The 22,283-nt window shown below is 73.1% G+C and carries 17 protein-coding genes and 1 pseudogene; 9 read left to right on the plus strand and 9 right to left on the minus strand.

The annotated features are described in order from the left end of the window. Positions 1-60: 60 nt before the first annotated feature. The 3 genes from ACSLTV_RS07510 (at position 61) to ACSLTV_RS07520 (ending at position 2,813) form a co-directional block, all read left to right on the plus strand. On the plus strand, positions 61-657 hold the full coding sequence (locus ACSLTV_RS07510) for an SACE_7040 family transcriptional regulator (protein ID WP_435611857.1): 597 nt from the start codon (positions 61-63) through the stop codon (positions 655-657). Positions 658-776: 119 nt separating this feature from the next. Beyond that, complete coding sequence (locus ACSLTV_RS07515) at positions 777-1,934, plus strand: acyl-CoA dehydrogenase family protein (protein ID WP_432133150.1); 1,158 nt, start codon at positions 777-779, stop codon at positions 1,932-1,934. A 9-nt stretch (positions 1,935-1,943) separates the two neighbouring features. Then, on the plus strand, positions 1,944-2,813 hold the full coding sequence (locus ACSLTV_RS07520; protein ID WP_432133149.1) for an acyl-CoA thioesterase: 870 nt from the start codon (positions 1,944-1,946) through the stop codon (positions 2,811-2,813). 4 nt (positions 2,814-2,817) lie between these two features. On the opposite strand, the gene ACSLTV_RS07525 is transcribed toward ACSLTV_RS07520, so the two are convergent. Both ACSLTV_RS07525 and ACSLTV_RS07530 read right to left on the minus strand, forming a co-directional pair. Beyond that, positions 2,818-3,606, minus strand: a complete 789-nt coding sequence (locus ACSLTV_RS07525; RefSeq protein WP_432156660.1) for a phosphatase — start codon at positions 3,604-3,606, stop codon at positions 2,818-2,820. A 62-nt stretch (positions 3,607-3,668) separates the two neighbouring features. Continuing rightward, positions 3,669-5,285 (minus strand): helix-turn-helix domain-containing protein, encoded by a 1,617-nt coding sequence (locus ACSLTV_RS07530; protein ID WP_435611858.1) that lies wholly within the window; start codon positions 5,283-5,285, stop codon positions 3,669-3,671. Positions 5,286-5,427: 142 nt separating this feature from the next. On the opposite strand from ACSLTV_RS07530, the gene speB reads away from it, so the two are divergent. Beyond that, on the plus strand, positions 5,428-6,420 hold the full coding sequence (speB, locus tag ACSLTV_RS07535; RefSeq protein ID WP_432133146.1) for an agmatinase: 993 nt from the start codon (positions 5,428-5,430) through the stop codon (positions 6,418-6,420). Then, positions 6,417-8,102 carry a thiamine pyrophosphate-binding protein gene (locus tag ACSLTV_RS07540; RefSeq protein ID WP_432156658.1) on the plus strand — a complete coding sequence of 562 codons (1,686 nt, stop codon included), beginning with the start codon at positions 6,417-6,419 and terminating at the stop codon, positions 8,100-8,102. Before speB ends, ACSLTV_RS07540 begins: the two co-directional genes overlap by 4 nt. A 43-nt stretch (positions 8,103-8,145) precedes the next feature. Here ACSLTV_RS07540 and ACSLTV_RS07545 read toward each other — a convergent pair whose 3' ends face one another. Beyond that, positions 8,146-8,586, minus strand: a complete 441-nt coding sequence (locus ACSLTV_RS07545) for a VOC family protein (protein ID WP_432133144.1) — start codon at positions 8,584-8,586, stop codon at positions 8,146-8,148. 262 nt (positions 8,587-8,848) lie between these two features. Next, on the minus strand, positions 8,849-9,637 hold the full coding sequence (locus ACSLTV_RS07550; RefSeq protein ID WP_432156657.1) for an endonuclease I family protein: 789 nt from the start codon (positions 9,635-9,637) through the stop codon (positions 8,849-8,851). A gap of 251 nt (positions 9,638-9,888) precedes the next feature. On the opposite strand from ACSLTV_RS07550, the gene ACSLTV_RS07555 reads away from it, so the two are divergent. Beyond that, the gene (locus tag ACSLTV_RS07555; protein WP_435611859.1) at positions 9,889-13,617 is read left to right on the plus strand and encodes an ABC transporter ATP-binding protein; all 3,729 of its coding nucleotides are present in this window, start codon (positions 9,889-9,891) and stop codon (positions 13,615-13,617) included. Here ACSLTV_RS07555 and ACSLTV_RS07560 read toward each other — a convergent pair. The 3 genes and pseudogenes from ACSLTV_RS07560 to ACSLTV_RS07570 form a co-directional block, all read right to left on the minus strand. Next, positions 13,560-14,903, minus strand: a pseudogene (locus tag ACSLTV_RS07560) (putative bifunctional diguanylate cyclase/phosphodiesterase); the annotation flags it as partial. The gene ACSLTV_RS07555 and the pseudogene ACSLTV_RS07560 overlap by 58 nt on opposite strands. Positions 14,904-15,154: 251 nt before the next feature. Further along, positions 15,155-15,700, minus strand: a complete 546-nt coding sequence (locus tag ACSLTV_RS07565; RefSeq protein WP_435611860.1) for an RNA polymerase sigma factor — start codon at positions 15,698-15,700, stop codon at positions 15,155-15,157. Continuing rightward, complete coding sequence (locus ACSLTV_RS07570) at positions 15,697-15,921, minus strand: hypothetical protein (RefSeq protein WP_435611861.1); 225 nt, start codon at positions 15,919-15,921, stop codon at positions 15,697-15,699. Before ACSLTV_RS07570 ends, ACSLTV_RS07565 begins: the two co-directional genes overlap by 4 nt. Before the next feature lie 190 nt (positions 15,922-16,111). Between ACSLTV_RS07570 and ACSLTV_RS07575 the strand changes: the two genes are divergently transcribed. Then, positions 16,112-16,519, plus strand: coding sequence for a hypothetical protein (locus ACSLTV_RS07575; protein WP_432133139.1), 408 nt, complete (start codon positions 16,112-16,114; stop codon positions 16,517-16,519). Between the two features lie 578 nt (positions 16,520-17,097). Here the strand turns inward: ACSLTV_RS07575 and ACSLTV_RS07580 are convergent. Together ACSLTV_RS07580 and ACSLTV_RS07585 are read right to left on the minus strand one after the other, a co-directional pair. Next, a complete protein-coding gene (locus ACSLTV_RS07580; protein WP_435611862.1) occupies positions 17,098-17,742 on the minus strand; it encodes a hypothetical protein in 645 nt (214 codons plus the stop codon). Positions 17,743-17,985: 243 nt separating this feature from the next. Further along, positions 17,986-19,782: a glycoside hydrolase family 3 protein gene (locus tag ACSLTV_RS07585; RefSeq protein WP_435611863.1), complete on the minus strand. Its 1,797-nt coding sequence runs from the start codon at positions 19,780-19,782 to the stop codon at positions 17,986-17,988. Between the two features lie 608 nt (positions 19,783-20,390). On the opposite strand from ACSLTV_RS07585, the gene aroA reads away from it, so the two are divergent. Together aroA and ACSLTV_RS07595 are read left to right on the plus strand one after the other, a co-directional pair. After that, positions 20,391-21,632 carry a 3-phosphoshikimate 1-carboxyvinyltransferase gene (gene aroA, locus ACSLTV_RS07590; RefSeq protein WP_432133136.1) on the plus strand — a complete coding sequence of 414 codons (1,242 nt, stop codon included), beginning with the start codon at positions 20,391-20,393 and terminating at the stop codon, positions 21,630-21,632. Further along, positions 21,629-22,267, plus strand: a complete 639-nt coding sequence (locus tag ACSLTV_RS07595; protein WP_432156654.1) for a GNAT family N-acetyltransferase — start codon at positions 21,629-21,631, stop codon at positions 22,265-22,267. Before aroA ends, ACSLTV_RS07595 begins: the two co-directional genes overlap by 4 nt. Positions 22,268-22,283: the final 16 nt, after the last annotated feature.

Here is a 22,283-nt window from a genome sequence, read left to right on the forward strand (position 1 = left end):
GAGCGTTAACCATTTCCTTCAGGTTAACGACCGCTAACCTCCCTGTCTAGAATTGCTTCCATGGCCACCAGAACCGACGCCCCCACCCGCCGCGAGCAGATCCTCAAGGAGGCCGCCCGCCTCTTCGCCGAGCGCGGCTTCCACGGCGTCGGCGTCGACGAGATAGGCGCCGCGGTCGGCATCAGCGGCCCGGGCCTCTACCGGCACTTCGCCGGCAAGGACGCGATGCTGGCCGAGCTGCTGGTCGGTATCAGCGGCCAGCTGCTGACCGGCGCGAAGCGACGCCTGGCGGAGGTCGACGGCGGCACCCCGGAGGCGGTTCTCGACTCGCTCATCGAGGGCCACATCGACTTCGCGATCGACGACCGCCCCCTGATCACCCTGCACGACCGCGAGCTGGACCGCCTCCGGGACAGTGACCGCAAGCTGGTCCGCCAGCTCCAGCGGCAGTACGTGGAGCTGTGGGTGCAGGTGGTCCGCGAGGCCTACCCGGCGCTCACCGAGCCCACCGCCCGCTCGGCGGTCCACTCCGTCTTCGGCCTCCTCAACTCCACTCCGCACCTGGGCCGCCCGGGCTCCCTGCCGGGCCGGGGGGTCACGGCGGAACTGCTCCACCGCATGGCCCGGGGGGCCTTCGGGGCCGCCGCCGGAGCGTGACGAGCGTTACCACCGGGGGCCTCTGGACGCCGTTCGTACTCGCCGGTACGGTTGCTCTGAGCAAGCGCTTAGACAGTTCAGCTCGGCCCGGCCGGCCGACGTACGTGGAGGTGTGGCGAGTGCGCCGTACGGTGTTCAACGAGGATCACGAGGCGTTCCGGGAGACCCTCCGCGCCTTCATCGAGGCCGAGGTCGTGCCGGTGTACGACGAGTGGTTCGCCGCCGGCCAGGCGCCGCGCGAGTTCTACTACAAGCTCGGCGAGCTGGGCATCTTCGGCATCAACGTCCCCGAGGAGTTCGGCGGCGCCGGCCTGGAGAGCCACAAGTTCGAGGCCGTCCTCTACGAGGAGACCGCGCGCGCGGGCGTGCAGTTCGGCGGCTCCGGCGTGCACGTGCTGCTCGCCCTGCCCTACATCAAGATGCTGGCCACGGACGAGCAGAAGAAGCGCTACCTGCCGAAGTTCGTCTCCGGCGAGGAGATGTGGGCCATCGCGATGACCGAGCCGGGCACCGGCTCCGACCTCGCGGGCATGAAGACCACCGCCAAGCTGAGCGAGGACGGCACCCACTACGTCCTCAACGGCGCCAAGACCTTCATCACCGGCGGTGTGCACGCCGACAAGGTCATCGTGTGCGCCCGCACCTCCGCGCCGAAGGAGGACGACCGCCGCTTCGGCATCTCCCTGTTCGCGGTGGACACCAAGTCCGAGGGCTACTCCGTCGGCCGCAAGCTGGACAAGCTGGGCCTGCGCACCTCCGACACCGCCGAGCTGGCCTTCGTCGACGTCAAGGTGCCCGTCGAGGACCTCCTCGGCGAGGAGAACAAGGGCTTCTACTACCTCGGACACAACCTGGCCTCCGAGCGCTGGGGCATCGCCTTCGGCGCCTACGCGCAGGCCAAGGCCGCGGTCCGGTTCGCAAAGCAGTACGTCCAGGAGCGCACCGTCTTCGGCAAGCCGGTCGCCCACTTCCAGAACACCAAGTTCGAGCTGGCCGCCTGCCAGGCCGAGGTGGACGCCGCCGAGGCCGTCGCCGACCGCGCCACCGAGGCGCTCGACGCCGGCGAGCTGACCCCCGCCGAGGCCGCCTCCGCCAAGCTGTTCTGCACCGAGGTCGCCCACCGCGTCATCGACCGCTGCCTCCAGCTGCACGGCGGCTACGGCTACATGAACGAGTACCCGATCGCCCGCCTGTACGCGGACAACCGCGTCAACCGCATCTACGGTGGCACCAGCGAGATCATGAAGACGATCATCGCCAAGGACATGGGCCTGTAAAGGACACGGGTGAGCCAGGCACTCCAGGATCTCCTCGATCTGCTCGACCTGGAGCAGATCGAGGAGAACATCTTTCGCGGCCGGTCGCGGTCGGCCGTAGTCCCGCGCGTCTTCGGCGGGCAGGTGGCGGCGCAGGCGCTGGTCGCCGCCGGGCGCACGGTCCCCGCGGACCGGCCCGCGCACTCGCTGCACGCGTACTTCCTGCGCATGGGCGACCCGGGCGCGCCCATCGTCTACACGGTCGAACGCATGCGTGACGGCCGCTCCTTCACCACCCGGCGGGTGGTCGCCGTCCAGCACGGCAGGCCGATCTTCACGCTGTCGGCGTCCTTCCAGGAGTACGAGGACGGCCTCGACCACCAGACCGCCATGCCGCCCGCGCCCGACCCGGTCACGCTGCCCACCTCCGCCGAACGGCTGCGCGGCTACGACCACCTCGCCCCCGAGATCGTCGAGCGTTTCCTCCAGGCGCGCGAGGCGATCGACCTGCGCTACGTCGACGAGCCGCCCTACGGCCGCTTCGGCGAGCCGCGCGACCCGCACAGCCAGGTGTGGTTCCGCACCAACGGCAAGCTGGCCGACGACCCCCTGCTGCACATCGTCCTCGCCACGTACGTCTCCGACATGACGCTGCTGGACTCGGTGCTGCTCGCGCACGGCCGGGGCGGCTGGGCGGTCGGCGACGTGGTCGGCGCCTCCCTGGACCACGCGATGTGGTTCCACCGCCCCTTCCGCGCCGACGAATGGCTCCTGTACGACCAGCAGTCCCCGACGGCCCACGCCGGCCGCGGCCTCGGCCAGGCCCGCATCTACACCCAGGACGGCCGGCTGGCCGTGTCGGTGATCCAGGAGGGCGTGGTCCGGGTGCCGCGGGCCTGACGGGTCAGGACAGCCCCGCCTCCGCCAGCAGGTACGCCGTCATCGGGTCGTAGTGGCGCGGGCTGACCACGTGGTCGTCCAACGGGACGGCGACCTGCACGGTGCCCTCCGCCTCCGCGAGGAACAGGGCGGGGTCGTTGCAGTCGGCGTACCCGACGGAGTCCACGCCGTGCTGCCCCGCGTACCCCGCCCAGCCGTGGTCGGCGACCACCAGGTCGGGCAGCGGGCGGCCGAGGTGCTCCAGCGCGGTCAGGATCGCCTTCATCGGCTCGCCCGAGTGGGTGTGCCACAGGGTCGCCCCGTGCTCCAGGACCGCCACGTCCGCGAACTGCATGACGTAGCCCTCGTCGGTCTGCAGCCCGTCCGGGATCACCACGATCTCGCAGCCCGCCGCGCGCAGGGCCGCGGCCGTGGCGCGGTGCACGTCCAGCAGGCCGCCCGGGTGACCGGTGGCGAACAGCACCCGCTGCCGGTCCTCGCCCGCCTTGCGCAGCCGCCCCGCCATCCGCTCCAGACCGGCCACGGTCAGCTCCGGGTCGATGGTGTCCTGGCCGTACCGGTGCTCCGGGTCGTCGCTGACGCCGACCCGCTCGGCCATCACCGCGAGCACGTCCTGCTCGTCGTTCCAGCGGTCGCCGAGCTCCAGGCCGAGCCAGTAGTGCCGGTTGCCGTTCGCCAGCTGGCGGTAGTGCGAGAGGTTGTTCTCGCGCGGCGTGGCGACATCGCCCGCGATGCGGGTGCGCACGAGGTGGTCGAGGAGCTCGGCACGGCTGGGTGTCCCGGGTATCGGCATGGTGTCCATTGTGAGGCAGCGACCTGTGCGAGGCGGCGCGGTTCCGGCCGCTGGGACGCGGGTCACGTGCCGCCGTCCGCCCTGTTCAGCCCCGGTGAGCGCAGCGCGAACCACAGCTCCATCCGGACGTCCGGATCATCCAGATCCGTCCCCAGCAGGGCGGTGCAGCGCGCGATCCGCTGCCGCACGGTGTTGCGGTGCACGCCCAGCGCCACCGCCGTACGGTCCCAGCCGCCGTGCAGCGACAGCCAGACGCGGAGCGTCTCGGTGAGCGCGGGCCGGCCGTCGAGCGGTGCGAGCAGGGCGCGGGCGTGCGCCCCGGCCGCGTCCGGCGGCACCAGTGCGGCGAGCCCCGCGCCGGCCCCGTGCCGCACCAGCGGCGCGCGGGTGGCCAGTGCCCGGGCCAGCGCCCGCTCCGCCTGGGCGTCGCCGCTCGCCCAGTCCGCCGGGGCGACGGGCGCGCTCGCCCCCAGCGTCCAGCCGGGCTGGGGGGCGGGTGCCGTGCCCTCGGGCAGCAGCACCCGTACGAGGCCGTCCGCGACGTCGACCAACGGCGAACCCAGCGCGGCTCCGAGGGCGAAGGCGGCGAGCTGACCGGTGGCAGGCCGACCGGTGGCGGTCGGGTCGGTGGCGGCCGGGGCGGGCGTCGGCTGCGGGCGGGCGTGGACCACCTGCCACCGTTCGTCGTCGCCCAGCAGCGGGGCGACCTCCTCGGCCGAGGCGCCCAGGAGAAGCCGCACGAGGGCGGAGGTGCGGGCCGCGCCGCTGCCGCCGTGCCGTTCGCCGGTCAGCAGGGACAGCAGCACGGCCGCCGCGGAGACGATGGTGTGGTCCCCGGCGGCCCGGCCCGGCGCGGCGACCCCGAGCACGAAACCCCGGTCGTCGCCCAGGGCGTACGCGGACAGCTGACGGCCGGCGACGGTGTCGGTGGCCGTACGGGACGCGCGGGCGGTGACGACACCGGCCAGCCCGGCCAGGGCGGCCCGCACCGGCCCCGGCGAGCCCTCGGACGCCCCGGGCCCCGCCGCGTCCTCGGACTCCTCCGGTCCGGTGGGCATCCGCCCCGCCGAGGCGATCTCCGCGCCCCCCGGCCCGTACAGCACCGCGTGCCCGCCCACCCGCCGGGCGAGCCGGCGCAGCACCGCCGACACCGGGTCGGGCCCGGAAGCGGCGGCCACCAGGCTCTGCTGGGCCTCCGCCACCCTGCGCAGCTCGGCGGTGCGGGCCCGCTCCATCAGTTCCCAGACCGCGCGGGCCACCCCCGAGAACGTGGTCCGCGGCGGCACCTCCAGCAACGGCAGCCGGTGCGCCTCGCAGGCCGCGACCAGCGCGCCGGGCACCGTGTCGTGCACCGGGGCCAGCCCGAAGCCGAGGGCCGCGCCGCCCGCGGCGACGATCCGCGCGACATAGCCGTCGAAGAAGCCGTCCCGCTCCGCCTCCCCCTCCGCCTCCCGGTCCGTGCCCCGGTCCGCGTCCCCGGGGATGTGCACGCCCGCCGTGAGCAGCAGTTCCCCGCCCAGCAGGTACGGGTACGGGTCGGCCATCTCCGACGCGTGCGCCCAGTGGACGGCCGTCCCCCCGTCGCGGGGCCCGGCGACCTGCCGCAGTCCCAGATCCTCGCGGGCCAGCAGCGCGGACAGCGGCACCGGGGGCGTCGGCGGAACAGTGGGATCCGGCATGATGTGCGTTTCATCCATCCTGTAGGGCTCGGATGGATGAAACGTACACTTCGCGGTCGCCGTCCGGCCACCTAGGGTCGAAGGTGGTCACCTGGGCGGAAGAGCGCGCAGGGACGGCGCAGAAGAAGGAAGGCATCCGACCATGACCAGCAACGAGACGCCCCGCGGCCCCGTCGACTCCTCCCGCGTCCCGCGGTACGCCGGCCCCGCGACCTTCGCCCGGCTGCCCCGGCTGGACGAGGTCGGCCGAGCCGACGTCGCGGTCGTGGGCGTGCCCTTCGACTCGGGCGTCTCCTACCGGCCCGGCGCCCGCTTCGGCGGCAACGCCATCCGCGAGGCGTCCCGCCTGCTGCGCCCGTACAACCCCGCCCAGGACGCCTCGCCCTTCGCCCTCGCCCAGGTGGCGGACGGCGGCGACATCGCCGTGAACCCGTTCAACATCAACGAGGCCGTCGAGACGGTCGAGGCGGCCGCGGACGACCTGCTGGACTCGGGCGCCCGCCTGATGACGCTGGGCGGCGACCACACCATCGCCCTGCCCCTGCTGCGCGCCGTCGCGAAGAAGCACGGCCCGGTCGCCCTGCTCCACTTCGACGCCCACCTGGACACCTGGGACACCTACTTCGGTGCCGAGTACACCCACGGCACCCCGTTCCGCCGGGCGGTCGAGGAGGGCGTCCTCGACACCTCCGCCCTCTCCCACGTCGGCATCCGCGGCCCGCTCTACGGCAAGCAGGACCTGACGGACGACGAGAAGATGGGCTTCGGCATCGTCACCTCGGCGGACGTCTACCGGCGCGGCGCCGACGAGGTCGCCGACCAGCTCCGGCAGCGCATCGGCGACCGCCCGCTGTACATCTCCATCGACATCGACTGCCTCGACCCGGCGCACGCGCCCGGCACCGGCACTCCCGAGGCGGGCGGCATGACCTCCCGCGAGCTGCTGGAGATCCTGCGCGGCCTGGCCTCCTGCAACCTGGTCTCGGCGGACGTCGTCGAGGTGGCCCCCGCGTACGACCACGCCGAGATCACGTCGGTCGCCGCCTCCCACACGGCGTACGAACTGACGACGATCATGTCCCGGCAGATCGCCGCGGCCCGGAACGCCGCCCGGAAGGACACGGAGGCGAAGTGACCCACGACCACGACCTGGAACTCCGCCCCACCGCCGCACAGACGGAGGCCGCGCTGAACCCTCCGCCCGGCCGCAACGGCGGGGACCTGGTCGTGGAGACGCTGGCCGGTCTCGGCGCGACGACCGTCTTCGGCCTGCCCGGCCAGCACGCCCTCGGCATGTTCGACGCGCTGCGCCGCTCCGGCCTGCGCTACGTCGGCCTGCGCATGGAGAACAACGCCGGGTTCGCGGCGGACGCGTACGGCCGTATCACCGGTGAGGCGGCGCCGCTGCTGCTGTCGACCGGCCCCGGCGCGCTGACCTCGCTGGCCGCACTCCAGGAGGCGGCCGCGGCCTCCGCCCCCGTCCTCGCCGTCAGCAGCCAGATCCCGACGGCGGGTCTGGGCGGCGGCCGCCACGGCTATCTGCACGAACTCCCGGACCAGGCGGCCTCCTTCCGCGGTGTGGTGAAGTCCGTCCACACCGTGCGTACCCAGTCCCAGATCCCGTCCGCGCTCGCGGCGGCCTGGAAGTCGGCGCTGACCGCCCCGCACGGGCCGGTGTGGGTGGAGATCCCGCAGGACGTCCTGCTCGCCGAGACCCATCTGCCGGTGGTGACGGGCGTGGACGCGACGCCGGAGGACCTGGTCCCGCGGGTGGAACTGACGGCGGTCGCCGCCGACCTCCTGTCCAAGGCCGCCCGCCCGGCGATCATCGCAGGCGGGGGCGTCGTACGGGCCGACGCGAGCGGCAAGCTGAAGCAGCTCGCGGAACGCCTCCAGGCGCCGGTCGTCACCACCCCCGGCGGCAAGGGCGCCTTCCCCTGGACGCACCCGCTGTCCCTCCAGTCCTGGCTGGAGGACCGGCACACCACGGACTTCCTTGAGGACGCGGACGTCCTGCTGGTGGTCGGCTCGGGGCTCGGCGAACTCTCCTCGAACTACCACACGTTCAAGCCGCGCGGCCGGGTCATCCAGATCGAGGCCGACCTCGGCAAGCTGGAGTCCAACCATCCGGCGCTCGGTATCCACGCGGACGCCCGGCTCGCGCTCCAGGCGCTGCTGGAGACGGTGCGGGAGCGCGCGGACCCGTCGGCCGCCGAGCGGGTGCGGGAGCTGCTGGGCCGCGTGCGCGACCGTATCGCGGCTCAGGAACTCACCCTGGAACAGGAGGTGTTGGCGTCGGTCCGCAGGGCTCTGCCCGCCGACTCCCCCTCCTTCTGGGACATGACGATCCTGGCCTACTGGGCCTGGTCCGCCTTCGACGCCAAGGGCCCGAACCACATGCACTCGGCCCAGGGTGCCGGCGGCCTCGGCTACGGCTTCCCGGCGGCGCTGGGCGCGGCGGTCGCGGATCCGACCCGGCCGGTGCTGGCCGTCTCCGGCGACGGCGGGGCGCTCTACTCGATCGCCGAGCTGGCCACGGCGAAGCAGCACGCCCTTCCGGTGACCTGGCTGATCGTCGACGACGGCGGCTACGGCATCCTGCGCGAGTACATGACCGACGCCTTCGGCCAGGCCACGGGGACCGAGCTGGCTCGCCCGGACTATGTGGCGCTGGCCGGGTCCTTCGGCGTCCCGGGGGTGCGTACGACCCCCGAGACGCTGGAGTCCGACCTGGCGAAGGCGCTGGCCGCGCCGGGGCCGTCGGTGGTCGTCCTCCCGGCGGTGCTGCGGATGTTCGCACCCACGCATCCGGGGTGAGGACGCGAGACGGGGCCGGACGGCAGGCGCCGGTGGAGGTTCGTCAGCCGATCTGTTCGGCCAGGGCGACGATGATGCCCGACGGGCCGCGGAGGCTGCAGAGCCGGTACAGGTTCTCGTACCGCGTCACCTCGCCGAGGAGTTCGGCGCCGTGGCGGCGCAGGCGGGCGACGGTGTCGTCGATGTCGTCGACGGCGAACATGACGCGGTGCAGCCCCAGGGTGTGGGGCGGCGGGTCGGCCGGTCCGGCCGGGACCGCGGCGGGGGAGTGGAACTTCGTCAGCTCCACCTTGCCGTGACCGTCCGGGGTGCGCATCATCGCGATGGCGCTGCGGACCCCGTCGAGCCCGAGCATCCGGTCCGCGTACGCTCCCTCGATCTGCGCCTCGCCCTCCGGCTCCATGCCGAGCTCGGTGAAGAAGGCGACGGCGGCCTCCAGGTCGTCGACGACGATGGCCACGTTGTCCATTCGCTGGATCGCCAAGAGGGTGCTCCTTCTTCGTCGCGCGGTCCGCTCTGCGGCGGTGGTGGGAGGGCGGGGGACCGGCGCACGCGACGTGGTCCGGCCCCGGCGGTCACCGGGGCCGGACCACGCCTCGCGTCGGCCCGCGCTCGCCGGGCCGCGTCCGTGTCCTCATGGACCCGGCCCGGGTCGTGCGGCGCCCGTCACGGCTCCTACTGTAGGCACCGGGCATCCGCGTCGTACGGTTCCCACGGTTCCCTCGCATGCCCGGTCGGCGCCTCTTCTACCAGATCGCCTCGACCCACTCCGGGTGGTCGATGAACGGGTTCCGGTTGTGCTGGTAGGTGTCGTAGATGACCTGGTTGCGGCGCTCCTCGAAGGCGTCCGGCGGGTCGGCCTCGTTCCAGGCCTTGAGGACGGAGAGGCGGCCCAGGTAGGGGTTGCTGCCGTTGCTGACGCGGTCGTTGGCCTCGAGGTCGGGCCAGCCGTCGTCGCCCTCGTAGCGCACCGCCATGTAGAAGATCATGCGGGCCACGTCGCCCTTGACGGCGTCCCGCGGCTCGAAGGAGTCGCCGTCGGTCAGGCTGCCGCCGCTGTCGGTGAACGAACCGCCGCCGTTGTCGAAGTCCTTGTTGCCGCGGATGGAGTTGACCCTGACGTCCGCGGGGCGGATGTGGTGCAGGTCGGTGCCGGGACCGGTCGAGGTGCCGAAGTCGCCGTGGGACTTGGCCCACACGTGCTCCCGGTTCCAGTCCCCGGTGTCGCCGCCGCTGAGCGACTTGCTGCGGGATATGCCGCTGTACAGCAGGATGACGTTGTTGCTGTTCCTCGGGTCCTGGTCCGTGTTCTTCAGGGCCGTCCACAGCGCCGAGTACGACAGCTTGGACTGGCTGCTGATGATGGTGTGCAGGGACGACCTGAGGGACGTTCCCGTCCTGCCGACCGCGTTCTTGTAGTACGTCGAGTCGTAGGCGGTGGTCGTCGCCGCGGCCGGGGTCGCCGTCAGCGCGGGAGCGGTGAGGCCGACCAGGAGCGCGGCGGTGGTCAGGGCCACCGACCTCCAGCGGCTCATGCGTGTCGCCAGCTTCATGCGGGGTCCGATCTACGCGTGTTGAGTGGGGGGCGCAATCGGGAGAGTGACATGAACATGCGGGCGTGTCCATGAAGTGGACATGTCGATCAGGTGACGGGGAACGGCATATCCGTCCAGGGCGCGCGGACGAAGCGCCCCGCCGGACCCGGGCCGGAGCGGAGCCCGGGATGAAATCCCACCCCGCCCGCGTTGGTGCCTTGCGGAAGATCAGGGCGAGAGGGAGGCAGCGCGTGACACCGCAACGGGGATGGGCGAGGCGACTGGCCGGATACGCCTGGCGGTATCCGAAGGACGTCGTACTGGCCCTCGCCTCGTCGCTCCTCGGCATGGCCGTCATGGCGATCGTCCCGCTGATCATCAAAATGATCATCGACGATGTCGTCAGCGACCGGACCCGGTCCATGGCCCCCTGGGCGGGCGCACTGATCGGCGCGGCCGTCCTCGTCTACGTCCTCACCTACGTCCGCCGCTACTACGGCGGCCGCCTCGCCCTGGACGTCCAGCACGACCTGCGCACCGAGATGTACGGGACGATCACCCGACTGGACGGCCGCCGCCAGGACGAGCTGTCCACCGGGCAGGTCGTCGGCCGCGCCACCAGCGACCTCCAGCTGATCCAGGGCCTGCTGTTCATGCTGCCCATGACCATCGGCAACTTCGCGCTCTTCCTGATCTCCCTGGTCGTGATGGCGTGGCTGTCCGTCCCCCTCACGCTCGTCGCGCTCGCGGTCGCGCCCGCCCTGTGGTGGATCGCCCGGCGCAGCCGGACCCGCCTGCACCCCTCGACCTGGTACGCGCAGGCGCAGGCCGCCGCCGTGGCGGGCGTGGTCGACGGCGCGGTCAGCGGGGTCCGCGTGGTGAAGGGGTTCGGGCAGGAGGACCAGGAGACCGGCAAGATCCGCGAGGTCAGCCGCCGTCTCTTCGCGGGCCGGCTGCGCACCGTCCGGCTGAACTCCCGCTACACCCCCGCCCTGCAGGCCGTACCCGCCCTCGGCCAGGTCGCCATGCTGGCCCTCGGCGGCTGGCTCGCCGTACACGGCCACATCACCCTCGGCACCTTCGTCGCCTTCTCCGCCTACCTGGCCCAGCTGGTCGGCCCGGTCCGCATGCTGGCCATGGTCCTCACCGTCGGCCAGCAGGCCCGCGCCGGCACCGAGCGCGTCCTGGAGCTGATCGACACCGAACCGACGCTCACCGACGGCACCAAGGACCTGCCCGCCGACGCGCCCGCCACCGTCGAGTTCGACGACGTGTCCTTCGGCTACGACACCGCGCCCGGCAGGGCCGGCCTCGTCCTCGACCGCCTCAGCTTCGAGATCCGCCCCGGCGAGACCCTGGCGGTGGTCGGCGCCTCCGGCTCCGGCAAGTCCACGGTCTCCCTGCTCCTGCCGCGCTTCTACGACGTCACGCGCGGCGCCGTCCTCATCGGCGGCCACGACGTGCGCGAGCTGACCCTGGACTCGCTGCGGGCCGCCGTCGGACTGGTCCCGGAGGACTCCTTCCTCTTCTCCGACACCGTCCGCGACAACATCGCCTACGGCCGCCCCGACGCCACCGACGAGCAGATCGAGGCCGCCGCCCGCACCGCCCAGGCCGACCGGTTCATCGCCGAGCTGCCCGACGGCTACGCCACCAAGGTCGGCGAACACGGCCTGACCCTGTCCGGCGGCCAGCGCCAGCGCATCGCGCTCGCCCGTGCCATCCTCACCGACCCCCGCCTGCTGGTCCTCGACGACGCGACCTCCGCCGTCGACGCCCGCGTCGAGCACGAGATCCACGAGGCCCTCCAGCAGGTCATGGCGGGCCGCACCACGCTGCTCATCGCGCACCGCCGCTCCACCCTCAACCTCGCCGACCGCATCGCCGTCCTCGACCAGGGCCGCCTCGCCGACGTCGGCACCCACGAGGAACTCCAGCGGCGCTGCGCCCTCTACCGCCGGCTGCTCACCGACCCCGACGAACTCGGTGCCGTCTCCCCGGGCCACGCGCGGCCCGCCGCCCCCGCCGAGGACACCTCGGTACGCGACGAGCTGGACGCCGAGTTCGACGCGGAACGCGGCGTCACCCCCCGGCTGTGGACCGGCGACCGGGAGCCCAAGGACACCGCGCTGTCCGGCTCCCCGGCCACCCCGGAACTCCTCGCGCAGGTCGAGGCGCTGCCCCCGGCCACCGACACCCCCGACGTCGACGAGGACCGCGCGGTGCGGCCCGAGGAGTCGTACGGCCTGCGCCGCCTCCTGCGCGGCTTCCGCACCCCGCTCCTGGTCAGCCTCGGCCTGGTCGCCGTGGACGCCGGCATGGGACTCCTGCTGCCGGTGCTGATCCGGCACGGCATCGACGACGGCGTCACCCGGGCCTCGCTGGGCGCGGTCTGGGCGGCCTCGCTGCTCGCGCTGCTCACCGTGGTGCTCCAGTGGTCGGCGCAGATCGGCGAGACCCGGATGACCGGCCGGACCGGCGAACGCGTCCTGTACTCGCTGCGCCTGAAGATCTTCGCCCAGCTCCAGCGCCTCGGCCTCGACTACTACGAGCGGGAGCTGACCGGGCGCATCATGACGCGGATGACGACGGACGTCGACGCGCTCTCCACGTTCCTGCAGACCGGCCTGGTCACCGCGTTCGTCTCGGCCGTCACCTTCTTCGGCATCATGGTCGCCCTGCTGGTGATCGACGTACAGCTCGCGCTGGTCGTCTTCGCCACGCTGCCCCCGCTGATCATCGCCACCGTCTTCTTCCGCCGGGCCAGCGTCAAGGCGTACGAGCTGGCCCGCGAGCGGGTCTCGGCGGTCAACGCCGACCTCCAGGAGTCGGTGTCCGGGCTGCGCATCGTGCAGGCGTTCCGCCGGGAGCGCTCCGGCGCGACGCGGTTCGCGGAGGCCAGCGACAGCTACCGCCGGGCGCGCATCCGCGGCCAGTGGCTGATCTCCGTGTACTTCCCCTTCGTCCAGCTGCTGTCGTCGGCGGCGGCGGCGGCCGTCCTGGTCGTCGGCGCCGGCCGGATCCAGGACGGGACGCTGACCACCGGCGCGCTGGTGGCGTACCTGCTGTACATCGACCTGTTCTTCGCGCCGGTCCAGCAGCTCTCCCAGGTCTTCGACGGCTACCAGCAGGCCACCGTCTCGCTGGGCCGCATCCAGGAACTGCTGCGGGAGCCGACGTCCACCAAGCCGGCCGCCGCGCCCCGCGAGGTAAGGGCCCTGCGCGGCGAGATCGCCTTCGAGGACGTGCACTTCGCGTACGGGTCCGCCGACCGGCCCGAGCAGGCCCTCACCGGCATCGACCTGCGGATCCCGGCCGGGCAGACCGTCGCGTTCGTCGGTGAGACCGGCGCCGGCAAGTCCACCCTGGTCAAGCTGGTCGCCCGGTTCTACGACCCGACGGCCGGCCGGGTCACCGTCGACGGCACCGACCTGCGGGAACTGGACCTCACCGGGTACCGGCACCGCCTGGGCGTGGTGCCGCAGGAGGCGTACCTGTTCCCCGGCACGGTCCGGGACGCCATCGCCTACGGGCGGCCCGGCGCCACCGACGCCGAGGTGGAGGCGGCGGCCCGGGCGGTCGGCGCGCACGAGATGATCGCCCGGCTCGACGGCGGCTACCTGCACGAGGTCGCCGAGCGCGGCCGCAACCTCTCCGCCGGCCAGCGGCAGCTGATCGCGCTGGCCCGCGCGGAACTCGTCGACCCCGACGTCCTGCTCCTCGACGAGGCGACCGCGGCCCTGGACCTGGCCACCGAGGCCCAGGTCAACCAGGCCACCGACCGCGTCGCCGGCCGCCGTACCACCCTCGTCGTCGCCCACCGGCTGACCACCGCGGCCCGCGCGGACCGGGTGGTCGTGATGGACCACGGCAGGGTCGTCGAGGACGGCACCCACGAGGAGCTGCTCGCCCGCGAGGGCCGCTACGCAGAGCTGTGGCGGACGTTCGTCGGCGAGCCGGTGGCCGCCGGACCCGTGTGACCGGGGCCGCCCGGGTCCCGCCCGTCCCGGGACCGCAGCCATGCCGCCGTCTCCCGCGGCGGCATGGCCGCGGCGATCAGCCAGCCCTGCACGGCGTCGCAGCCCAGGTCGCGCAGCCGGCCCCAGGTCTCGTCGTCCTCCACGCCCTCCGCGACCACCACCATGCCCAGGGCGTGGGCGAGGTCGGCGGTGCACCGCACGATCTCGGCGTCCTGTGCGTCCACCGCGAGGCGGGCCACGAACGACCGGTCGATCTTGAGCTCGCTCACCGGCAGCCGCCGCAGGTGCACCAGCGAGGAGTAGCCGGTGCCGAAGTCGTCCAGCGACATCTTCACGCCGTGCCCGGTCAGCCCGCTCAGGGTCTCGGCGGCCCGCTCGGGATCCTCCAGCAGCACCCGTTCGGTGATCTCCAGTTGCAGTGACGCCGCCGGCACCCCGTGCCGCGCCAGCACCGCCGCCACCGAGCCCGCGAACCCGGGGGTGTGCACGTCGCGCGGCGAGACGTTCACCGCGACCGGCACGGACAGCCCCTGCGCCCGCCACCGCGCGAGCTGTCCGACGGCCCGCTCCAGCACGTACGCCGTCAGCCGGGGCATCAGCCCCGACGACTCCACGAGCGGCACGAACTCGTCCGGCGGCACCTTCCCGCGCTCCGGGTGCACCCACCGCACCAGTGCCTCCAGGCCGGCGACCTGCCCGTCGAAGCGCACCTTCGGCTGGTAGTGCAGCTCCACCTCGTGCGCGTCCAGCGCCCGGCGCAGATCGCCCAGCAGACCCAGCCGGTCGGGGGTGTGGGAGTCCCGCTCGGACTCGTAGACCTCCACCCCCGTGCGGTCCCGCTTCGCCTGGTACATCGCCACGTCCGCGCGCCGCAGCATGCCTTCGGCGTCGAGGGCGTGGTCGGGGAAGACGGCGACCCCGGCCCCGGCCTCCAGCACCAGGGTGAGGCCGTCGAGGTCGAGCGGGGCACCCAGCGCGGCGACGAGGTCCCGGGCGACCCGGGCCACCGAGGCCGTGGAGCCGGCGGCCGGCAGCAGCACGGCGAACTCGTCGTCGCCGAGCCGCGCCGCCTCCGCCCCCTCGGGCAGCGCCCGCCGCAGCCGGTCGGCCACCCGGAGCAGCAGCCGGTCCCCGGCGACGTGCCCCAGGGTGTCGTTGACGAGCCGGAACCGGTCCAGGTCGAACACGATCAGGCCGACCCGGGCGCGCGTCCGCCCGGCATCGCCGAGCACCGCCTCCAGACGCCCCCGCAGCCACTGCCGGTGCGGCAGCCCGGTCAGCTGGTCCAGGTAACGGCGGTGTATCCGGCGGTGCGGGTGGGCCGGCCCGGGCGGGCCCGCCCGGGCGGGAAGGTCCCCGGGCCGGTACGGCTCCCCGGAGGGGCCCGCGGCCCGCCGCTTGACGCGCGCGAGGACCTCCTCCCGCCGCGCCGGATCGGTCTCGCCGAGCCGGGCCCGCAGCGCGGCCACGGAGCGGGCCAGCTCCGCGCGGACCACGGGGTCGGGCTCGGACGGCTGTACGGGGCGGCGGAACCAGGTCACGTCCGCTCCTTCCCGAGGTCGGTGAAGAGGTTGAGCGCCTCGCCGCGCGGTCCGAAGACCCGGCGCAGCGTCCGCTGGGCGCGGGCCAGGTGCCGGGCCACCGTGCTCGGCGCGACGCCCAGCATCGCGGCTATCTCCTTCTGCGAACGGTCCTGGCACCAGTGCAGCACCGCGATGGTGCGCTGCCGGTCGGAGAGCTCCGCCAGGGCCCGCATCACCCGCGCGCAGTCCTCCAGCCGCTCCACCACCGTCGCCGGGTCGTCGGCGACGACCGTGCGGTCCGTCGCCCAGATCCGGGCCGGCTTGGGCAGCCGGCCGCGCAGCCGGCGGGACCGCTTGACCGCGTCCCGCGCGATGACCGCGACCAGCCAGGAGCGCGGGGAGTCGATCCGGTCCCAGGCCCGCAGCGCCCGGACGAACGCGTCGGCGACCAGTTCCTCCGCCAGGTGCAGATCGCCGGCGGTCATGTGGGTCGCCATCACCACCAGTTCGTCGTAGTGGTCCGCGAAGAACCCGTCGTAGCGCGCACCGGCATCGCTCACCGCCCGTCTCCGCCGGGCGGAACCCGCAACTCCCAGGCGGAGCGGTCCGGCTGCTGCTCCGTCACCGAACCGCCGTGGGGCAGGGACCGGGCGACCGACCGGTACAGCCGCTCGCGGGAACGGTCCCGTATCCAGTGGGAGCCCGCCGCGATGAGTGCCGCGGCGCCGGTGAGACACAGGGTCACAAGTAGGTGCAGCACATTCATCCTGTCCAGTCGCACGGGAGCGGGACCTTGCCGTCACCCAGTACGAAGCCCGCCGCCGCGCACCGTGACGACACCTTCGCACGAATGTGACCTACCTCACTACTGCCCCGTGGGGCGGGGGTTGAGGGCCCCCGGAGCGCAACCGTGCGCATCTCGCTGCGCGTCCGTACACCAGTACGGCACTGCGGGGGAGGGAGGGGTCACGGTGAACTCAGGAGGAGGCTGGGGAGCGGTTCGGCGGCGGTTCGCGCTGGGCGCGGCCGTGCTGACCGCGTCCGGACTGCTGGCGCTCGCCGCACCGGCGCCCCCGGCCGAGGCGGCCGCCCGGCTGCCCTGCGCCGGACGCCACGTGCGCACCCTGTCCTTCAGCACCGGCGCGGTCTACGTGTTCAAGCGCAACGGCTACGTCTGCGCCGTCACCCTCACCAAACGCCCCGGCGTACGCCGCGAGATGACCCTCAGCGTCCAGGCCCGCGGCAACCGCGCCGTACGCCGCGAGACCCGTTCCGTCCTCCGCGCCGGCCCGGTCACCGTCCACGCGGGCCGCCGGTGCGTGTGGGTGCGGGGGTCGGTGGGGGGCGGGTCGGTCAGTTCGGGGTGGATCCTGTGCTGAATTCTGTACCGAGGTGGAAACAGGCGCTGCTTGCCCGTTGAGGGTACGGGCAAGCAACGCGATGGCAGTTTTCTGTGCTCACTGTTCGACGGTCAGTGCCCAGCGCATTGTGGACGGTGCCGTGATGCGGATGGAGGCATCTGCTCTCGCGCGTTTCAGGTGCACCTCGTTGTAGGTGCTGCTGACCTCGTTTTCCGAGCAGGGCAGAGGAAAGCTTACGCTCGCGGGCTCCAGGGAAACTTCCAGTGTTCCCGCCCCCTGACAGTTGACCTGTATTCCTATCGGCCGCCCAGGCTTCACGCCCTCTTTCAGTGGGAGTGTCGCATTCCCCTGGTGTGAGTCGACGCTGATGAGTACGGTGCCGTTATTCGCGGGTTCTGGTGCGGCGGTGACGGACTCTCCGGTGACATGCTCCGCTCCGCCGCCTTCGGGAGCTGCGGACGGAGCCGCTGAGGTGGTTCTGCCAGTCGGAGTGTCGGCGGGCTTCTGGCCTCCGCCGGTGCAGCCGGACACGCTCAGCAGCGTGAGGGTCAGGCCGATTCCCAGCGCAATCGGCCGCTGTCGGCGTGAAAGCCTGGTCACTGTTCCCACAGGTACCAGCCAACCCTCCAGGGCGTGTAGCTCGTGATGGTCTTTTTCGTGCTGGTCCGGCAGTTGCTGTAGACGACGTAGCTGGTGCCCGTGTTCTTCAGGCGGTAGGCGCCGTACTTGGCCAGAGTGGTCCTCTTGGGCGGCGTGTCGGTGGATATGGTGTTGCCCAGCTTTGCGGTCAGCTTCAGGGAGAGATCGACCTGGTACTTGGCCTCAATCTTGGCGACCAGGATGTCGACACTCGTCGAGAGTCCAGCGGAAAGGCTGACACCGACTTCGCCGGTGACCTCCGATGTGAAGGTGGATCTTGCCGTCCGGGATGATCCGTTGTAGTTGGCCAACGTCGGCCCCACCCCTTGGTGCTTCCTTCCAAGGTTGGCGGTGGGGGTATAGACGTTTTGCCGTGTGCAGATTTCGCTGGGAATCTTGCCGGTGGGAGGCTCATCGGGAATGTCGGGTTCACCCTCGATCGGGTCGGTGAGATCGGTCTCCTGAGGCTCTTCCGGAGGGGCTGTTCCGATCTCGACAACCGGCTCGGTGGGGTCGGTCTGTTCGGCGTACGCCGGTAATGACATGACTGAGAGAGCGGCGGCAGTTACGGAGAACACAGCGACACTTCGGATCTTCTTCACGCTGTTTTGATCCTCTTCTTCTGGGTCACCCTGCGGGGTGACGTGTGGTGTCATAGAAGCATGGCCATGTCCTTTTGGAGTCGGAGAGCGCCGAAATTTTGAGCTACATCTGAGCTAGGTGGTGTTTCGGCCGCTGACTGTAATGAGTTCCTCGGGTGAGGGGCTCTGCGGTACTTTTTCGCCATGCAGTAAATCGGTGACTGGAATTGTGGTGTGGACGGCGTACGCCCTGGGGGTGAGGGCTCAGTACGACAGGCCGTGCCCGATCGGGAAGAGCGTGCGCGCGGGGTCGTCCGCCCGGGGCACCGGCACCGGCAGCCGCCCGCGCGGCGCCACCGCCCCGGCGATCACCCGGGCGGCGGCCCGCAGGGCGACATCGGTCCAGCAGTAGGTGGCCAGGCACGCCCGGACGCCGGGGAGGTGGGCGATGTCGTAGGGGTTGCGCAGGGCGACCGCCACCACCGGCCGCCCGGTGGCGAGGAGCCGCTCGACGAGCGTCCGCTGGGCGCTGTCGGCGGTGACGTCGTACGTGCCGACGACCACCGCGTCCGCCTCCCCGGCCGCCGCCACCGCCCGCGCGATCACGGCGTCGGAGGGCGCGACCCCCGTGGGCAGGGCGGTCGCCGCGAAGCCCAGCTCGGTCATGGCCGTCGCCAGAACGCCGGTCGGCGGCCCGGTCGTACCCGACGGGGAGGCGGGGTCGGCGCCGGCCACGAGCAGCCGGGGCCGCGTACGCGGGGACAGCGGCAGCACCGTGCCCTCGGTGCCCTCGTTGACGAGCAGGGTCGTGGTGCGCTCCGCGATCCCGTCGGCGGCGGCGCGATGGGCCGGTGCCCCGACCGTACGGTCCACGCCCGCCGTGCCGGCGTACGGCCGGTCGAGGAGCCCGAGCCGCTCCTTGAGCCGCAGGATCCGCAGCACGGAGGCGTCGAGCCGCGGCTCGCCCAGCTCCCCGTCCCGTACGGCGGCGAGGACCGCGTGCCACGCGACGCGCAGGTCGGGCGGGTTGAGCAGCTGGTCGACGCCGGCCTTCAGCGCCAGCACGGGCACCCGGTCGTCGCCGTACCTGGTCCGCACCCCGGCCATGTCCAGCGCGTCGGTGACCACCACCCCGTCGTAGCCCAGGTGTTCGCGCAGCAGACCGGTGACGATCGGGTGGGACAGGGTGGCCGGGTCGCCGGAGTCGTCGAGCGCCGGCACCAGGATGTGCGCGGTCATGATCGCGTCGACGCCGGCCGCGACCGCCGCCCGGAACGGCACGGCGTCCAGCGCTTCCCACTCCGCGCGGCTGTGCGTGATGACGGGGAAGCCGGTGTGGCTGTCGACGGCCGTGTCCCCGTGCCCCGGGAAGTGCTTGGCGGTCGCCGCCACCCCCGAGGCCTGATAGCCGCGTACCTCGGCGGCGACCAGGTCGGCCACGGCGCGCGGACCGGCCCCGAAGGACCGCACGCCGATCACCGGGTTCGCCGGGTCGACGTTCACGTCCGCCACGGGGGAGTAGTCCTGCCGTACGCCCATCGCGCGCAGCTCGCGGCCCGCGATCAGCCCGAGTGTGCGGGCGTCGGCGGGCGACCCGCCGGCCCCGATCGCCATCGCGCCCGGGAAGAGCGTGGCCGGCCTGCCGATCCGGCACACCGCGCCGTGCTCCTGGTCCGTGGCGACCAGCACGGGCAGCCCGCCCGGCCGGGCCAGCGCGGCCCGCTGCACACCGTCGGACAGCTCGGCGACCTGGCGGGGGTCACGGGTGTTGTGCGCCCAGGAGAAGTAGACGACCCCGCCCACCCGGTACCTCTCCACCAGCTCGGCGGCGCTGCGCACGCCCAGCTCGCGCAGATTCGCCTCGGCGTCGGCCGCGTCCGGCGCGGTCGCCGAATGACCGAACACCCGGGAGACGAAGACCTGTCCGACCTTGTCCTCCAGCGTCATCCCGGCGACGATCCGCCGCAGCCGGCGCTCGTCGCCCGCCCGCGCGGGGCCACCGGCGCCGAGTGCCGCCGTGAGCCCGGCACCGGCGGCCAGGACGGTACGTCTGGAGGGCATCGGGCGCTCCTTCGGCGGCTGATCGCTGACGTCCCGGGGGACACTTCCGTCCCGCCAGCCCTATCCGCAATCGTCCCGCCGATCAAGGCACCGCGCGCGGCACCGTGTCCCGTCCCCGCGCGGGTGCCGCCATCGGCGCAGTGGAGGGGGCGCGCCGATGGCGGCCGGCCGCCGGGCGCGGTGCGGCGGAGAGGGGGGTCAGCGATCTCGGCCGGAGGCGAGGGCCGACACCGCACCACGAGGACTCTCCCGGCGGCTCCGGGAGTTGGACGAACGCCCCCCGCGCCGGGTTCCCGGCCCGGGGCGCGCGCCCAGGCACCGTCGGCCGCGCCACGCCGCCGGCCGGCGTCGACGGGGCGCCCCTCTCGCTTCTGGTTCCTGGGCCCCGGCAGGGCGTCGGCGGGGGCCGCCCCTCTCGCCTCTCGTTCCCGTGTCCCGGCAGGACGTCGGAGGTGTTCCCCGGGCGAGCCGGTGCGCGGCACGCGCTGGTGCGCGGGGGCCCCGCCAGCCGGTGGAGTATCCCTGGCCTGACCGCCCCCGCCCGGCCGCGGCGTTCATACCGTGGACGTCCCTGCTCCGGAGGCGGTCGGCACGGGATCATGAGGGCCATGTCCAGCGTCGCCATCCCCGGTTCCAAGTCCATCACCGCCCGCGCCCTCTTCCTCGCGGCTGCCGCCGACGGCGTCACCACCCTCGTGCGCCCGCTGCGCTCGGACGACACGGAGGGCTTCGCCGAGGGGCTCACCCGGCTCGGCTACCGCGTCGGGCGCACCCCGGACAGCTGGCAGATCGACGGACGCCCGGCCGGCCCGGCGGTGGCCGAGGCGGACGTGTACTGCCGGGACGGCGCGACGACGGCCCGCTTCCTGCCCGCGCTCGCCGCCACCGGCCGCGGCACCTACCGCTTCGACGCCTCCGCGCAGATGCGCCGCCGACCGCTGCTGCCGCTCACCCGCGCCCTGCGCGACCTCGGCGTCGACCTGCGGCACGAGCAGGCGGAGGGGCACCACCCGCTGACGGTCCGCGCGGCGGGCGTGGAAGGCGGCGAGGTCACTCTGGACGCCGGCCAGTCCTCCCAGTACCTCACCGCGCTGCTCCTGCTCGGCCCGCTGACCCGGCGCGGACTGCGGATCCGCGTCACCGACCTGGTCTCGGTGCCGTACGTCGAGATCACCACGGCGATGATGCGGGCCTTCGGTGCGGAGGTGACCCGGGAGGGCGACGTCTTCGCCGTCGCGCCGGGCGGCTACCGGGCCACCACCTACGCCATCGAGCCGGACGCCTCCACCGCGAGCTACTTCTTCGCCGCCGCCGCCGTCACCCCCGGTGCCCGGGTGACCGTCGAGGGCCTGGGCGAGGGCGCCCTCCAGGGCGACCTCGGCTTCGTGGACGTACTGCGCCGCATGGGCGCGAAGGTGGACGTCGGCCCGGCCGCGACGACCGTCGAGGGCACGGGCGAACTGCGCGGCCTCACCGTGAACATGCGGGACATCTCCGACACCATGCCCACCCTCGCCGCCATCGCCCCCTACGCCTCCGGCCCGGTGCGCATCGAGGACGTCGCCAACACCCGGGTCAAGGAGTGCGACCGCCTGGAGGCCTGCGCGGCGAACCTGCGGCGGCTGGGCGTCCCGGTCGGCACCGGCCCGGACTGGATCGAGATCCGGCCCGCGACGCCCGCCGCGGCCTCGCCGGTCACCTCGTACGGCGACCACCGCATCGTGATGTCCTTCGCCGTCACCGGCCTGCGCACCCCCGGTATTTCGTTCGACGACCCCGGCTGCGTCCGCAAGACTTTCCCAGGTTTCCACGAGGCGTTCGCACGACTGCGGAAGGACATCACTCGGTGAGCTTCGAGCTACGGGGCCCGGCCCTGGAGGGCACGCTGGTCCGGCTGGAGCCGCTGGCGCACCGGCACGCGGCAGACCTGGCGGTGGCGGCGGAGGAGGACCGGCGCGCGTACGCCTTCACGTGGGTGCCGAGAGCGGACGGGATCGGCGCGTACGTCGACGCCCAGCTGGCCAGCGCGGCTACCGGCCGCGTCGCCCCGTACGCCCAGGTGTCCCTCGCCACCGGCCGCGCGGTCGGCGCGACCGCCTACCTGGAACCGCGCTGCTGGCGCACCGACGACCGGCTGGACGCCGTTGAGGTCGGCTTCACCTGGCTCGCGGCCTCCGCGCAGGGCACGGGCGTCAACGCCGAGGCCAAGTACCTGCTCTTCCGGCACGCCTTCGAACAGTGGCGGGTCTCCCGCGTCGAGCTCAGGACCGACGCCCGCAACGCCCGCTCCCGCGCCGCCATAGCGAGCGTCGGCGCCCGCTTCGAGGGCGTCATGCGCAACTCGTCCCGCTCCTGGGCGCCGGGCGAGGACGACCGGCTGCGCGACTCGGCGGTCTTCTCCATCACCGCGGACGAGTGGCCCGCCCGGAAGGCCGAGCTTGCGGCCAGGGTGGCGAGGCGACGGGAGAGCGGGGCGACGGTCTGAGCGGTGAGGGCCCGGC

Origin of the sequence: Streptomyces sp. bgisy159 (genome assembly GCF_965341775.1) — a bacterium.
Classification (GTDB): domain Bacteria; phylum Actinomycetota; class Actinomycetes; order Streptomycetales; family Streptomycetaceae; genus Streptomyces.